The 14474-nt window shown below is 70.7% G+C and carries 11 protein-coding genes; 7 read left to right on the top strand and 4 right to left on the bottom strand.

Going from position 1 to position 14474, the window contains the following annotated elements; all coding sequences use genetic code 11:
• Positions 1 to 32: 32 nt before the first annotated feature.
• The gene (locus ACFQ6S_RS39090; protein WP_383420204.1) at positions 33 to 1625 is read left to right on the top strand and encodes a hypothetical protein; all 1593 of its coding nucleotides are present in this window, start codon (positions 33 to 35) and stop codon (positions 1623 to 1625) included.
• 19 nt (positions 1626 to 1644) lie between these two features.
• Here the strand turns inward: ACFQ6S_RS39090 and ACFQ6S_RS39095 are convergent, their stop codons facing one another.
• Positions 1645 to 2058: an organic hydroperoxide resistance protein gene (locus ACFQ6S_RS39095; protein WP_383420206.1), complete on the bottom strand. Its 414-nt coding sequence runs from the start codon at positions 2056 to 2058 to the stop codon at positions 1645 to 1647.
• Positions 2059 to 2181: 123 nt separating this feature from the next.
• Between ACFQ6S_RS39095 and ACFQ6S_RS39100 the strand changes: the two genes are divergently transcribed.
• The 3 genes from ACFQ6S_RS39100 (at position 2182) to ACFQ6S_RS39110 (ending at position 4805) form a co-directional block, all read left to right on the top strand.
• Complete coding sequence (locus ACFQ6S_RS39100; protein ID WP_383420208.1) at positions 2182 to 2658, top strand: MarR family winged helix-turn-helix transcriptional regulator; 477 nt, start codon at positions 2182 to 2184, stop codon at positions 2656 to 2658.
• Positions 2659 to 2862: 204 nt separating this feature from the next.
• On the top strand, positions 2863 to 3843 hold the full coding sequence (gene galE / locus ACFQ6S_RS39105) for a UDP-glucose 4-epimerase GalE (protein ID WP_383420210.1): 981 nt from the start codon (positions 2863 to 2865) through the stop codon (positions 3841 to 3843).
• 14 nt (positions 3844 to 3857) lie between these two features.
• Positions 3858 to 4805 (top strand): ADP-ribosylglycohydrolase family protein, encoded by a 948-nt coding sequence (locus tag ACFQ6S_RS39110; RefSeq protein ID WP_383420212.1) that lies wholly within the window; start codon positions 3858 to 3860, stop codon positions 4803 to 4805.
• Between the two features lie 15 nt (positions 4806 to 4820).
• Here the strand turns inward: ACFQ6S_RS39110 and ACFQ6S_RS39115 are convergent, their stop codons facing one another.
• The gene (locus ACFQ6S_RS39115; protein WP_383420214.1) at positions 4821 to 5465 is read right to left on the bottom strand and encodes a response regulator; all 645 of its coding nucleotides are present in this window, start codon (positions 5463 to 5465) and stop codon (positions 4821 to 4823) included.
• 16 nt (positions 5466 to 5481) lie between these two features.
• Positions 5482 to 6120, bottom strand: coding sequence for a TetR/AcrR family transcriptional regulator (locus ACFQ6S_RS39120; RefSeq protein WP_383420216.1), 639 nt, complete (start codon positions 6118 to 6120; stop codon positions 5482 to 5484).
• 215 nt (positions 6121 to 6335) lie between these two features.
• Between ACFQ6S_RS39120 and ACFQ6S_RS39125 the strand changes: the two genes are divergently transcribed.
• Positions 6336 to 7259, top strand: coding sequence for an ABC transporter permease (locus ACFQ6S_RS39125; protein ID WP_383420218.1), 924 nt, complete (start codon positions 6336 to 6338; stop codon positions 7257 to 7259).
• A complete protein-coding gene (locus ACFQ6S_RS39130; RefSeq protein WP_383420220.1) occupies positions 7252 to 8094 on the top strand; it encodes an ABC transporter ATP-binding protein in 843 nt (280 codons plus the stop codon). The genes ACFQ6S_RS39125 and ACFQ6S_RS39130 overlap by 8 nt, the downstream gene beginning before the upstream one ends.
• Positions 8095 to 8204: 110 nt before the next feature.
• Here ACFQ6S_RS39130 and ACFQ6S_RS39135 read toward each other — a convergent pair whose 3' ends face one another.
• On the bottom strand, positions 8205 to 13139 hold the full coding sequence (locus ACFQ6S_RS39135; RefSeq protein WP_383420222.1) for an NAD-glutamate dehydrogenase: 4935 nt from the start codon (positions 13137 to 13139) through the stop codon (positions 8205 to 8207).
• Between the two features lie 742 nt (positions 13140 to 13881).
• Between ACFQ6S_RS39135 and ACFQ6S_RS39140 the strand changes: the two genes are divergently transcribed.
• A complete protein-coding gene (locus tag ACFQ6S_RS39140) occupies positions 13882 to 14448 on the top strand; it encodes a DJ-1/PfpI family protein (RefSeq protein WP_383420224.1) in 567 nt (188 codons plus the stop codon).
• Positions 14449 to 14474 lie beyond the last annotated feature (26 nt).

A 14474-nucleotide genomic window follows, 5' to 3' on the forward strand; every position in this document is an offset into this window, starting at 1 on the left:
ATGCCGTTGACCAGATCGGGAACATACGGCTGATGCCCCAGACCCACACGAACGCCGACGTCGGAAAGGCGGCCGTCAGCACTCTCGTCCTCAGGGCGGTGCGCGGTGCCACCGCGCTGCGCGGCGGCCGTGGCCCGCGTCCGACGCCGTACCAGGTCTTCGGGTTTCTGTTCCTGCTGGTGATGCTGCTGGCGTACTGGGCCGTGCCGCTGTGCTGCGACGCGGGCCAGCACGCGGCGGTCGTGGAGCGTCTGAGGGCGGATCTGCTCCACCCGCGCCATCCGACGGCGGACCTGCCGGGCGCGGGCAGCCCCTCCTACTCCCCGTACGCCGTCGCGCAGGGCGTGTTCGCCCGGCTGACCGGACTGGGCGGCTGGGAGGTGGTGCGGCTGGCCGGTGTGCTGAACCTGGTCGTGCTGCTGACCGGCATCGGCCGCCTCGTGCGGACGCTGACGCCGAGGCCATGGGCGCCGGTGCTCGCGCTGGGGGCGATGACGCTGCTGTGGGGGACCGAGCGGGCCTGGGGGAGCGGGTACCTCGGCCTGACGTCGATGACGGGCAACCTCGGCCACCCCTCGACCTTCGCCATCGGGCTCACCTTCTGGGCCTGGGCGTTGACGGGGGCGCGGGCCCGGGGGCAGCGCCCGGTGCGATACGTCGGCCCGAGCGGGCTGCCGGGGTTCGGCGGATACGCGGGGCTGGGCGCGCTGTACGGGGTGATCGTGCTGGTGCATCCGCTCACCGCGCCGGCGGCGGCGCTGGGGGCGGTGGCGTTCGTCGCGGGGTGGCAGCGGGGGTGGGGGGCCGCCGTGCTGCTGCGGTGGGGGGTGACGGTGGGCACTGCGGTGCTGCTCGCCTGGTCCTGGCCGTACTTCGACGTGTTCGCGCTGGCCGGCGACGACAGCGTGGACGGGTTCCACCGGCGGCTGTACGAGCGGCTCTTCGGGCAGTTCTGGCTGGCGCTGCTCGGGCTGCCTGCGCTGTGGCTGCGGTGGCGGCGGGGCACCTGGCGGGATCCGCTGGTGCTGCTGTTCGGCCTCGACTGCCTGGTCGTGGCGTACGGCTGGGTCGGCGGCCACTACACGTACGGCAGGATCCTCGGGCTCGCGCCGGTGCCGCTGCAGTTCGCTCTCGCGGTGGAGCTGGCGGCGCCCCGGCCGTGGGGCAGGGCGCGCCGGATGCTCGGCGGGGCCGCGGCGGCCGGGGCCTGCGTCGGGTTCCTCACCGTGCAGGGCGGGGCGGTGGTGCCGCGTGCGCTGGATCCGGTGGGGCTGGAACAGCCGTCGCGCCGGCCTTCGTACGCCTGGGTCGCGCGGTATGTCGGGAAGGGCGAGGTGGTGATCGCCGACGGGCACGACGCCCCTCGGTCGATTCCCGGGTACGGGCCGAACCTCGCCGCGCCGATCCGGCCCGATCCCGCCCTGGACGAGCGGGAGCGGGCCCGGCGGCTGGCCGGTGTCCGCGCCTACCTCTCCCCCGCGTCGACCCGTGCCGAGCGCACGGCCGTCGCCCGGCGCTACCACGCGCGCTGGCTGCTGCTGACGCGGTGGAAGCGGGTGCCGGAGGAGGCGGTGGTGGTGGCGTGGAGCCGGGAGACGGGGGAGGTGCTGGCGCGGATCGGGTGACCGTGGGTTCCGGGTGGGGTTACTCGATGACGAGGTCGACGTCGATGTTGCCGCGGGTGGCGTTGGAGTAGGGGCAGACCTGGTGGGCCTGCTCGACCAGCTTGCGGCCGGTCTCCTCGTCCACGGTGTCGGGCAGCTCGATGCGGAGGGTGACGGCCAGGGCGAAGCCCTCGCCCTGCTTGCCTATGCCGACCTCGGCGGTGACGGCGGCGTCGGAGACGTCGACCTTCGCCTGGCGGCCGACGAGACCGAGGGCGCTGCCGAAGCAGGCGGCGTACCCGGCGGCGAACAGCTGCTCGGGGTTGGTGCCCTGCCCGTTGCCGCCCATCTCCACCGGGATGCCCAGCGCGAGGTCGATCTTTCCGTCGTTGGTGACGGCGCGGCCCTCACGGCCGTGGGTGGCGGTGGCGACAGCGGTGTAGAGCGCGTCCATGGAAAACCATCCCTCTCGAGTCACGTTCCGCCGGCTCTCTTGGCGGCCACCGGAACGGCCACAAGTAGAGCACACAATTCAATTGCGCACAACTAAATGACGGACGCGAGTTACCCTGGAGCCATGACGACCACGCCCACGGCGGACTGGCTCCGCCTCGACCAGCAGATCTGCTTCTCCCTGCACGCCGCCTCCCGTGCCTTCGGCGGCGTCTACCGCGTGGTCCTGAAGGACCTGGGACTCACGTATCCGCAGTACCTGGTGATGCTGGTGCTGTGGGAGCACGGCGACCTGCCCGTGAAGAAGCTCGGCGAACACCTGCGCCTCGACTCCGGCACGCTGTCCCCGCTGCTCAAGCGACTGGAGGCGGCGGGCCTGGTGCGCCGCGAGCGCAGCGCCCGGGACGAGCGCTCGGTGGAGGTGCGGCTCACGGACGAGGGCACCGCGCTGCGCGAGCGCGCGTTGCAGGTACCGCGCCGGATCGCCACGGCGACGGGCTTCGGCGCGGACGAGATCGGCGAGCTGCGGGAACGACTGGACCAGCTCACCGCTGCCCTCGACGCGGCGGCACTGCAGGAGGCGCCCGGTCAGGGTGCGTGACCGGGCCGGCCTGGAGTGAACCGGAAAGGCGAGGTCACGGCACACGCCCGTGCGAGCGCCGCCTTACTGCGCCGGCGCGCCGTGGCGGGCGCCCGCCAAGTCGTAGTACTCGTACAGCCGTACAGACTCCGCCGCCTGCTTCACTGTCACTGACGAAGACTGATCTCGACCGACCACAGGCCACAGACGAGGGGACGGCCGCACATGACCTGGCTGATCACCGGCGGCGCCGGTTACATCGGAGCGCACGTCGTACGGGCGATGACCGAGGCGGGCGAGTACGCCGTGGTCTACGACGACCTCTCCACCGGCCTCGCCGACCGTGTGCCCGACGGTGTCCCACTGGTCGTGGGCTCGACCCTCGACGGTGAGCGGGTCGCCCGCGCCATCGCGGCCCACCGCATCACCGGTGTCGTCCATCTCGCCGCGAAGAAGCAGGTCGGCGAGTCGGTGGACCTGCCCTTGCACTACTACCGGGAGAACGTCGAGGGCCTGCGCATCCTCCTGGAAGCCGTGACGAAGGCGAACGTACGGTCCTTCGTCTTCTCCTCCTCCGCGGCGGTGTACGGCATGCCGGACGTCGACCTGGTGACGGAGGAGACGCCGTGCGCGCCGATGTCTCCGTACGGCGAGACCAAGCTCGCGGGCGAGTGGCTGGTGCGGGCGACCGGCCGCGCGACGGGCCTGTCCACGGCGTCGCTCCGCTACTTCAACGTGGCCGGCGCGGCCTCCCCCGAGCTCGCCGACGTCGGCGTCTTCAATCTCGTCCCCATGGTCTTCGAGAAGCTGACGGAGAACGCGCCGCCGCGCATCTTCGGCGACGACTACCCCACCCCCGACGGCACCTGCATCCGCGACTACATCCACGTGGTCGACCTGGCGGAGGCCCACGTGGCCGCGGCCCGCGCCCTCCAGGCCTCGCCCGGCCACGCCCTCACGCTCAACATCGGCCGGGGAGAAGGCGTTTCGGTCCGCGAGATGATCGACCTCATCAACGCCGTCACCGGCTACGGCCGCCCCCCGACCGTCAGCCCCCGCCGTCCCGGCGACCCGGCCCGAGTGGTCGCCTCCGCCGACCGCATCGCCACCGAACTGGACTGGAAGGCCAAGCACGACGTCCGCGACATGATCGCGTCGGCGTGGGAGGGGTGGGTACGGCTGCATCCTGGGGCGGCACGGAGCTGAAGTAGCCTCGCGGGGTGACCGAGCCCGTCCGCCCCCTCCGCAGCGAGCGCGCCCTCGGCGCCGTCATCGGCTCGGCCGTCGGTGACGCGCTGGGCGCGCCCTTCGAGTTCGGACCCGAGGGCGCCTTCTCGGCTCGTTTTCCGGAGCCGGGGAAGGGCGGCGAGATGTGCGGGGGCGGGGGCTGGGAGCCTGGCGAGGCCACCGACGACACACAGATGGCCGTACTCGTGGGCGAGTCGCTCCTGGAGTGCGGCGGGCTCGAACTCCCGGACGTCTTCCGGCGGTTTCGGCGTTGGGCGGCCGCCGAGCCGAAGGACATCGGCCTCCAGACGGAAGCGGTGCTGAGCAGCGGTGATCCGTGGGACATGGCGGCCGCGCTGCACTTCCAGGTGAGCCAACGGGCGGCGGGCAACGGCGCGTTGATGCGGGCCGCCACCTCCGCCGTCCACTTCGCCCGCCACGGCCGCGCGACCACCATGGACGCGGCCCGCCGGCTCGCCGCCCTCACTCACGGAGACCGAGCGGCCTGGGAGGGCACCGCCGTCTTCCACGAGCTGGTCCGCGCGGCCCTGGCCGGCGGCGATCCCCTGACCGCCCTTCCGGACACCCTCGAGGCCGTCCACCCGGACCACCGCGACCGCTACGCCACCGTCCTCGCCCCCGACTGGCACCCGGACCGGGCCACCGAATTCAACGGCGCCGTATGGCCCTGTCTGGGCTCCGCCGTCTGGGCCCTGCGCACCACCACCTCCTACGAGGACGCCGTACGCGCCGCGATCGACCTGGGCGGCGACACCGACACCGTCGCCGCCGTGACCGGCGGGCTGGCCGGGGCGGTGTACGGCATCGCGGCCGTGCCGGAGCGGTGGGCGGCAGCGGTGCACGTACCGCTGCCCGGATTCGGGTCACGCGTACTGCGGGCGCAGGACCTGGCCGAGCTCGCGCGGCGACTCAGCGGCTGACCTGCTCCGCGTTCCCTACGAGTTGTTCAGATACGTCAGCACCGCCAGCACCCTCCGATGCCCGCTGTCGCTCTGCGGCAGGCCGAGCTTGAGGAAGACGTTGCCAATGTGTTTGTGGACGGCGCGTTCGGTGACGACGAGGGTCTTGGCGATGGTCGCGTTGTCGTGGCCCTCGGCCATGAGGGCCAGGACCTCGCGCTCGCGCGGAGTGAGGGCGTCGAGGGGGGAGCCGGGGCGGCGGGTCAGGAGTTCGGTGACGACCTCGGGGTCGAGGGCCGTGCCGCCGGCCGCGACCCGCTCCAGGGCGTCGAGGAACTCGTCCACCCGGCCGACCCGGTCCTTGAGCAGATAGCCGAGGCCGCTCGCGCCGCCGGCGAGGAGTTCGGCGGCGTACGACTCCTCGACGTACTGGGAGAGCACCAGGACCGGCAGGCCGGGCAGCTCCTTGCGCGCGGCGAGGGCGGCGCGCAGCCCCTCGTCGCGGAAGTCCGGCGGCATCCGTACGTCGAGCACGGCCGCGTCGGGGCGGTGTGCCAGCAGCGCGGGCAGGATCTCGGGCCCGGTGCCGGCGACGGCCACGACCTCGTGCCCGGCCGACGTCAGCAGGAGGACGAGGCCCTCGCGCAGCAGGGCGTTGTCCTCGGCGATCACGACTCTCACGGCGGTCCGCCCTTGCTCACAGCGCCTTGAGCGCCTGGGTGGTGGTCCGGGCCAGGGCGTCCAGATAGCCCTTGGGGAGTTTCCGGGTGCGGGCCACCACCATCCGCCAGTACAACGGCCCCGAGATCAGGTCGAGCGCCAGCTCCGCGTCGACGCCCGCACGCACCTCACCGCGCTGCTCCGCGCCGACCAGGATCTTGCTGGCGACGCCCTCCTGCCCCTGCTCCAGCGCCTTCTGCAACGCCTCGGCGATCTCGGGGTTGCGGGCCGCCTCGGCCTGGAGGTCGGGGATGATCTGCGAGACGACGGGGTGCCGCAGTGCGCGCGAGGTCACCTCGTACAGCATCCGCAGGTCACCCTCCAGCGAGCCCGTGTTCGGCGTGGGCAGCCCCATCACCGCGACCGCCGACACCACGTCAAGCACCAGGTGCAGCTTGGAGCGCCAGCGCCGGTACACCGCGGTCTTGCCGACGCCCGCGCGGCGGGCGATGCCCTCGATCGACATGCGGGCGTAGCCGACGGCCGCCAGTTCCTCGAAGACGGCCGCCCGAATGGCCTCCGTGACGTCCTCGCGGAGCACGGCCGCCCCCGCCGGGGTCCGGCGGCGCGGACGCGTCTGGGACTGGTCGGCGTTCGTCGTCATGCGGACCAGCATAGGGCGTTACGACGATACGGTCCCGTCCCCACGCAGCCGTTACGTCGGTCACGTCACGACGAAACGGTTGCGTTTCGACGCCCGCTCGACCTACGCTCACGTTGCGACGATACGGTCCCGTCCCGACGTAAGAAAACGTGAAGAGAAGCGTAAGGAACCGCCGGACCACGCTCACCTTCACCGCGGCCCCCTCCCCCCGAGCGAAAGCAGCGGATGTGACCCAGGCCCTCCACACACCGCCCCCTACGGCCCCCGCCCCACCCCAGGCCCACGACCTCGCGGCCCTCGCCGCCCGGCACGGCCTCGCGGTCAGCGGTGCCCGTCCCTCCCTGCCCGAGTACATCCGCCAGCTGTGGGCGCGCCGTCACTTCATCAGCGCCTTCGCCACCGCCAAGCTCACCTCCCAGTACAGCCAGGCGAAGCTCGGCCAGGTGTGGCAGGTCATGACGCCGTTGCTGAACGCTGCGGTGTACTACTTCATCTTCGGCATGCTGCTGGGCACCAGCCACGGCGTCCCGGACTACATCCCGTTCCTGGTGACGGGCGTGTTCGTCTGGACGTTCACGCAGAGCTCGATCATGGCGGGCACCCGCGCGATCTCGGGGAACCTGGGCCTGGTCCGCGCCCTGCACTTCCCGCGCGCCGCGCTGCCGATCTCCTTCGCCCTGCAACAGCTCCAGCAACTGCTGTTCTCGATGGCCGCCCTGTTCGTCATCCTGCTCTGCTTCGGCATTCCGGTCGCCGCGTCCTGGGTGCTGGTGATCCCGGCGCTGTTCCTGCAGTTCACCTTCAACGCGGGCGTCGCGATGGTCATGGCACGCATGGGGGCCAAGACTCCCGACATCGCGCAGCTGATGCCGTTCGTGCTGCGCACCTGGATGTACGCGTCCGGCGTGATGTTCAGCATCAGCCACGTCACGAGCGGCCACAAGGGCCTGCCGTCCTGGGTGCCCGAGCTCCTTCAGGCCAACCCTGCCGCCGTCTACATCGACCTGATGCGCTTCGCGCTGATCGACAGCTTCCACGGGAGCCAGCTCCCGCCGCACGTGTGGGCCATCGCGACGGGCTGGGCCCTGCTGGCCGGGGTCGGCGGCTTCATCTACTTCTGGAAGGCTGAGGAGACGTACGGCCGTGGCTGAGCACTCGAACCCGCAGCACCTCACCGGCGACGTCCCCACCGTCGTCGCCGACAACGTCGACATCGTCTACCGCGTCAACGGCACGGGCGCCGGCCGCGGCTCCGCCACCGCCGCCCTCAACCGCATCCTGCGCGGCAAGAAGGCCGAGAAGGCGGCCGGCGTGCGCAAGGTGCACGCCGTCAAGAAGGTCTCCTTCGTGGCGTACAGGGGCGAGGCCATCGGCCTCATCGGCACGAACGGCTCCGGAAAGTCGACCCTGCTCAAGGCGGTCGCGGGCCTGCTCCCGGTGGAGAACGGCCAGATCTACACCGACGGCCAGCCCTCCCTCCTCGGCGTCAACGCGGCCCTGATGAACGACCTCACCGGCGAACGCAACGTCTACCTCGGCGGCCTCGCGATGGGCATGACCCGCGAGCAGGTCAAGGAGCGCTACCAGGAGATCGTCGACTTCTCCGGCATCAACGAGAAGGGCGACTTCATCACCCTGCCCATGCGCACCTACTCCTCCGGCATGGCCGCCCGTCTGCGCTTCTCCATCGCCGCCGCCAAGGACCACGACGTCCTGCTCATCGACGAGGCGCTGGCGACGGGCGACCGCTCCTTCCAGAAGCGTTCCGAGGCCCGGATCCGCGAGCTGCGCAAGCACGCGGGCACGGTGTTCCTGGTCAGCCACAACAACAAGTCGATCCGCGACACCTGCGACCGCGTCCTGTGGCTGGAGCGCGGCGAGCTGCGCATGGACGGGCCGACGGACGAGGTCCTCAAGGAGTACGAGGCGTTCACGGGCGACAAGGCGGCCAAGCCGAAGCCCAAGCCCGCGCCGGTTCCTTCGTAGGCGGCGGTCCTTCATACGTTCGTGGGCGACGGTCCCCTTACATGAGGGCGCCCCGGGCTGTGACAGCCCGGGGCGCCCTCACGCGCGTACGCCTTACGGCATCACACCGCTCATGTGTGCGTCCGCAGCAGCGTGCGCATCGTGCGCATCGCCACCGACAGGTTCGCCAGGTCGAAGGCGTCCGACCCGCGGATCTCCTCCAGGGTCGTGCGCGCACGGCCCAGGATCGCGCCGTTCTTCTGCTCCCATGACTTGAATCGCTGCTCGGGCGTCGCCGTGCCGTTGCCGGCCGCCAGGACGTCGGCGGTCAGGGCCGCGTGGGCGGCGTAGAGGTCCTCGCGGATGGAGGCGCGGGCCATGGACTGCCAGCGGTCGGCGCGCGGCAGCTCGATGATGCGGTCCATGAGCTGGGTGATGTTCAGCCGGTCGGCGAGGTCGTAGTAGACCTCGGCGACGTCCATCGGGTCCTTGCCCATGCGGTCGGCCACCGAGACGATGTCGAGCGTCGGGAAGGCGGAGGAGAACCCGGCGACCCGCGTGGCGAGCTCGACGGGGACGCCGACGCCGGTCAGCTCGTCGTGGATCCGCTGGTACCACTCCAGATCCTCGCCACGCAGCAGCTTCGGCAGCTGCGACCACACCTGCCCGACGCGCTCGGCGAAGAAGTCGATCGTGTCGGCGAGCTGGAGCGGCTGCGGCCGGTTGTTGAGCAGCCAGCGCGTACCTCGCTCGACGAGGCGGCGCGAGTGCAGCCGGATCCGGGTCTGGACGCCGGCCTCGACCTTGTTGTCGAGCGCCTCCACCTCGTCCCACACCTCGGCCGAGCGGAAGATCGCGCGGGCCACGGTCTGCGCCCGGACGATCTCCTCCAGCGAGGCACCGGTCTCCTCGCGCAGCCGGTGCAGATACGTCGTACCGCCCGTGTTGACCGTGTCGTTGACCAGCACGGTCGTGGTGATCTCACGGCGCAGCGGGTGGCTGACGAGGTACTCCGGGAACTGCTCGCGCAGCTCGGTCGGGAAGTACGCGTGCAGCAGGGTGCTCAGGTACGGATCGTCCGGCAGCGTGGTGTGCAGCAGCTCCTCGGCGACCGTGATCTTCGTGTACGCCATCAGAACGGCCGTCTCCGGGCCGGTCAGGCCATGGTCGGCGTTCAGACGCTCGCGGATCTGGCGGTCGGTGGGCAGGAACTCCAGCGCCCGGTCCAGATGCCCCGCCCTGACCAGGTGCTTCATGTAGCGCTGCTGGGCGTGGAGCATGGCGCCGGACTGGGCCAGGGCGTTGGCGATCGCCGTGTTCTGCGCGTAGTTGTTGCGCAGGACGAGACGGCCGACCTCGTCGGTCATCTCGGCGAGCAGCTTGTTGCGCTGCTTGAGGGTCATGTCGCCCTCGGAGACCAGACCGTTGAGCAGGATCTTGATGTTCACCTCGTGGTCGGAGGTGTCCACGCCCGCGCTGTTGTCGATGGCATCGGTGTTGATCTTGCCGCCCTGCCGCGCGAACTCGATCCGGCCGAGCTGGGTCAGCCCCAGGTTGCCGCCCTCGCCGACGACCTTGACCCGCAGGTCGGCGCCGTCGACGCGGATGGCGTCGTTGGCCTTGTCGCCGACGTCGGCGTGCGTCTCGGTGGACGCCTTGACGTACGTACCGATGCCGCCGTTCCACAGCAGGTCCACCGGTGACTGGAGGATGGCCTTCATCAGGTCGGCCGGGGTCATCTTGGCGACCTTGCCCTCGATGCCCAGGGCCTCGCGGATGTGCGCGTTGACCGGGATGGCCTTGGCGCTGCGCGGGAAGACACCGCCACCGGCCGAGATGAGGTCGGTGTTGTAGTCCTCCCAGCTGGAGCGGGGCAGCTCGAAGACGCGGCGGCGCTCGGCGTAGGAGGTGGCCGCGTCCGGGGTCGGGTCGATGAAGATGTGCCGGTGGTCGAACGCGGCGACCAGGCGGATGTGTTCGCTGAGCAGCATGCCGTTGCCGAACACGTCACCGGACATGTCGCCGATGCCGACGACCGTGAAGTCCTCGCTCTGCGTGTCCACGCCCAGCTCACGGAAGTGCCGCTTGACGGACTCCCAGGCGCCGCGGGCGGTGATGCCCATGCCCTTGTGGTCGTAGCCGGCCGAGCCGCCGGAGGCGAAGGCGTCGCCGAGCCAGAAGTTGTACTGCTCGGCGACCCCGTTGGCGATGTCGGAGAAGGTCGCGGTGCCCTTGTCGGCGGCGACCACGAGGTAGGTGTCGTCCTCGTCGTGCCGGACGACGTCGGCGGGCGGCACGACGTCGCCGGCCACCATGTTGTCGGTGATGTCGAGCAGCGCCGAGATGAAGGTCTTGTAGCTCGCCACGCCCTCGGCCAGCCACGCGTCCCGGTCCACGCTCGGGTCCGGCAGCTGCTTGGCGACGAAGCCGCCCTTGGCGCCGACCGGCACGATGACGGTGTTCTTCACCATCTGCGCCTTGACCAGGCCAAGGATCTCGGTGCGGAAGTCCTCACGCCGGTCGGACCAGCGCAGGCCGCCTCGCGCGACCTTGCCGAAGCGCAGGTGCACGCCCTCGACACGCGGCGAGTAGACCCAGATCTCGTACGCCGGTCGCGGCGCCGGCAGATCCGGGATGGCCTGCGGGTCGAACTTCATGGAGACGTAGTCGTGCGGGTGACCGCCCGCCGCCTCCTGGAAGAAGTTCGTCCGCAGCGTCGCCTTGATGACGGTCAGGAAGGACCGCAGGATCCGGTCTTCGTCGAGGCTCGCCACCTGGTCGAGCGCCGCGTCGACCTCTTCGAGCAGCGCGTCCACGATCTCCCGGCCCGCGCGCTGGCGGTCCGGCGACATCCGCGCCTCGAACAGGGAGACGAGCAGGCGGGTGGTGTGGACATTGTTGCGGAGGGTGTCCTCCATGTAGTCCTGGCTGAAGGTGGAACCGGCCTGGCGCAGGTACTTCGCGTACGCCCGCAGCACCATCGCCTGCCGCCAGGTGAGCCCGGCGCCCAGGACCAGGGCGTTGAAGCCGTCGTTCTCCGCCTTGCCGGTCCAGGTGGCGGCGAAGGCCTCGGAGAACCGCTCGCGCGCGTCGTCGCCGAGATAGTCACCGCCGCCCGCCGCCGGGGCCATCCGCAGACCGAAGTCGTAGATCCAGGCGACACTGCGGTCGGAGCAGCGCAGTTCGTACGGCCGCTCGTCCACGACCTCGACGCCGAGCCGGCTCAGGACCGGCAGGACGGCGGACAGGGAGACGGCCGCGCCCTTGCGGTAGATCTTGAACCGGCGCTCCTCGGGGGCGGCGCCGACCGGCTCGTACAGGCTCAGCGAGAAGTTGTTCTCCTCGGTGAGCTGTTCGATGTGGACCAGGTCCGAGACCGCCGAGCGCGGGGAGTGGTCGGCCTTGTAGCCCTCGGGGAAGGCGTTGCCGTAGCGGCGTGCCAGCTCGGCGGCGCGCTCCTCGCCGAGTTCGGCGTTCAGCGCGTCCGCGAAGCCGTCGGCCCAGGAGCGGGCGGCCTCGACGAGACGCGCCTCGATGCGCTCCTTGTCGGCGTCGGACAGCTGCGGCAGTTCGGTGCCCTGCGGGACGCGGACGACGAAGTGCAGCCGGGAGAGGATCGACTCGGTGTTCCAGGCGGTGAAGTCGACGCTGGTGCCGTCGAGCTCCTCCTTCAGGATGTCGATGATCCGCAGGCGCACACCGGTGGTGTAGCGGTCCCGGGGGAGGTAGACGAGGGCGGAGTAGTAGCGGCCGTACTCGTCCTGACGCAGGTAGAGCCGCAGCCGGCGGCGCTCCTGGAGGTAGAGGACGGAGGTCGCGATGCGCTGGAGCTCGGGGACCGGGGTCTGGAAGAGCTCGTCGCGCGGGTACGTCTCCAGGATCTGCAGCAGGTCGCGCCCGTCGTGGCTGTTGGGCGAGAACCCGGCGACCCGCAGCACGTCGTCGACCTTGCGCCGGACGACGGGCACCCGGCGGACGGACTCGGTGTAGGCGGCGGAGGAGAACAGGCCCAGGAAGCGGCGCTCACCGACGACCTCGCCGTTCTCGTCGAACTTCTTCACGCCGACGTAGTCGAGGTACGACGGCCGGTGCACGGTCGCCCGGCTGTTGGCCTTGGTGAGGATGAGGAGCTTGTGCTCGCGGGCCTTGGCGCGGGCGTCGGCGGGCAGCCGCTCGAAGGAGGGGCTGACGGGGTGGCTGTCGGTCTCGGAGTGCTGCGGGTCGGCGCGCAGGATGCCGAGGCCGGTGCCCGGCACGGCGGCCAGCGAGTCGTCCTCGCGCAGCTCGTACTCGCGGTAGCCGAGGAAGGTGAAGTGGTCGTCGGCCAGCCAGCGCAGCAGCTCGCGGGCCTCCTCGAATTCCTGATCACGCAGATCGGAGTGAGGCTCCTGCGGCAGCTCGTCGGCCATGCGCAGGGCCAGGTCCCGCATCTTGCTCCAGTCCTCGACGGCCTCACGGACGTCGGACAGGACGCGCAGCAGGTCGGCGGTGATCTGCTTCAGGTCGCCGCGGTCGGTCTCACGGTCGATCTCGACGTGGATCCAGGACTCGGTGTGCGTGTCGTGCGGCACCTCGCCGGTGGGCGGCGTGGTGAGCACCTCGATGAGCTTGCCGGTGAGGTCGCGGCGGACGAAGACCTGGGGGTGGATGACCACATGGATCCCCCGCCCCTGCCGCGTCAGCTCGTTGGTGACGGAGTCGACGAGGAAGGGCATGTCGTCGGTGACGACCTCGACGACGGAGTGGCTGCACGTCCAGCCGTTCTCTTCCACGGTGGGCGTGTGCACCCGCACGTTGGCCGTGCCCTGGGGGCGGTTCTCGGCCAGCCGGTAGTGGGAGAAGGCGGCTCCGAAGATGTCGACCGGGTCGCGGTCGCTGAGGTCCTCCGGGGCGGTGTGCAGGTAGTAGCGCTGGAGGAACGAGAGCACGGTGTCGTGGTCCGGGGTGCCGGGGCTGCTCTCGTCCGTGGTCCCAGTCGGTAGATACCCCCCGACCGGGCTGTTCTCAGCTACCCGGGCGGCCCTCTCGAGCAGCTCGGCCTTGGCTTCGTCCAGCTTGGTCTGCATTGTCCTCTGGCTCCTGTCGCGCGCCGTTGCGTGACGTTGAAGGAAGTACGGTGTCTTCCCCTCCGGTGTAACGCCGCGACGCGGGGTGTCCGGTCTGGTTCGACGCTATGCCGCGAGGTGGGATGAGCGGGGTTATATGAGCCAATCTTGAGCTGCCCGCGGGGTGTGACGCTGCTCTCTGCGACGCCCGGTCCCACGGTGCGCATGGCTTACCGGGAGCCCTTTCGGCTCCCTCCCGCCCGCGAAGACCAGCGACCGCCGCCCGGTCACGGATGTCGTCCGTGGTCTCCGGGCGCAGGGCAGGGGCAACAGTGCCCCCGCGAGCTATCGCGCTGATCACGCCACTAAGGCTATCGCTCCTTACAGGGCCTCCGTCATGAGCCGTATGTGTACAAAACCAGGGGTGGAACTTTGACGTTCTGCACAGGGGCAAACGGGGTGGGGAGGGCGTAACTGGCGGTGTCGGGTACAGAGAGGGAGGCTGGAGGGGGCTGGAGTGCCGGGCCGCGGTGGCGCCTGCACCGATGAGGACGGGCCGGACACAGGCCAGCCGCGGGCGCCCGTGTCCGAAAACAGCCGTCGACTGTGGCCCGTGGGCGAGGCCCGGGGTGATAGGCGGTGGGCGTTGCCCTCACCTGCCGCGCGGCCCCTTGGCAATACCCCCGCCCCGAGGCACGGTGCCACTAGACCGGTCAGCCCGACGGAGCCGCGGACCACGGCCCACCAGAGGAGCGCACCCGACATGACAGCGAAGATCCTCATCGTCACCGGCGACGCCGCGGAGTCCCTGGAGGTCCTCTACCCCTACCAGCGCCTCCGCGAGGAGGGCTACGACGTCCACATCGCGGCCCCCACCCGCAAGAAGCTCCAGTTCGTCGTCCACGACTTCGAACCCGGCTTCGACACCTACACCGAGAAGCCCGGCTACACCTGGCCCGCCGACCTCGCCTTCTCCGATGTCGACCCCGGTGACTACGCCGCCGTCGTCATCCCCGGCGGCCGCGCCCCGGAGTACCTCCGCAACGACCCCGAGCTCCGCAAGATCCTCAAGTCGTTCTTCGACTCCGACAAGCCGGTCGCCCAGATCTGCCACGGCCCACTGCTCACCGCGGCGATCGACAGCCTCAGCGGCCGCCGCGTCACGGCGTACCCCGCCCTGGAGCTGGACATGCAGGCCGCCGGCGCCACCTTCCAGGACGCCGAGGCGGTCGTCGACGGCACCCTGGTCTCGTCCCGCGCCTGGCCCGACCACTCGGCCTGGATGAGGGAGTTCCTGACGGTTCTGCGGGCGAAGGCGCCGGTGACCTGACGGCGGCGAGCCGTATGGCGCGGTGT

This window comes from Streptomyces sp. NPDC056479 (assembly GCF_042795335.1).
Taxonomy (GTDB): domain Bacteria; phylum Actinomycetota; class Actinomycetes; order Streptomycetales; family Streptomycetaceae; genus Streptomyces.

What these genes read in the sequence shown, in the direction of transcription:
- ACFQ6S_RS39095 (WP_383420206.1), bottom strand. Translation starts at nt 2,058, where the DNA reads ATGGACGCGCTCTACACCGCTGTCGCCACCGCCACCCACGGCCGTGAG.
- galE (WP_383420210.1), top strand. Translation starts at nt 2,863, where the DNA reads ATGACCTGGCTGATCACCGGCGGCGCCGGTTACATCGGAGCGCACGTC.
- ACFQ6S_RS39120 (WP_383420216.1), bottom strand. Translation starts at nt 6,120, where the DNA reads ATGCTGGTCCGCATGACGACGAACGCCGACCAGTCCCAGACGCGTCCG.
- ACFQ6S_RS39140 (WP_383420224.1), top strand. Translation starts at nt 13,882, where the DNA reads ATGACAGCGAAGATCCTCATCGTCACCGGCGACGCCGCGGAGTCCCTG.
- ACFQ6S_RS39090 (WP_383420204.1), top strand. Translation starts at nt 33, where the DNA reads ATGCCCCAGACCCACACGAACGCCGACGTCGGAAAGGCGGCCGTCAGC.
- ACFQ6S_RS39100 (WP_383420208.1), top strand. Translation starts at nt 2,182, where the DNA reads ATGACGACCACGCCCACGGCGGACTGGCTCCGCCTCGACCAGCAGATC.
- ACFQ6S_RS39135 (WP_383420222.1), bottom strand. Translation starts at nt 13,139, where the DNA reads ATGCAGACCAAGCTGGACGAAGCCAAGGCCGAGCTGCTCGAGAGGGCC.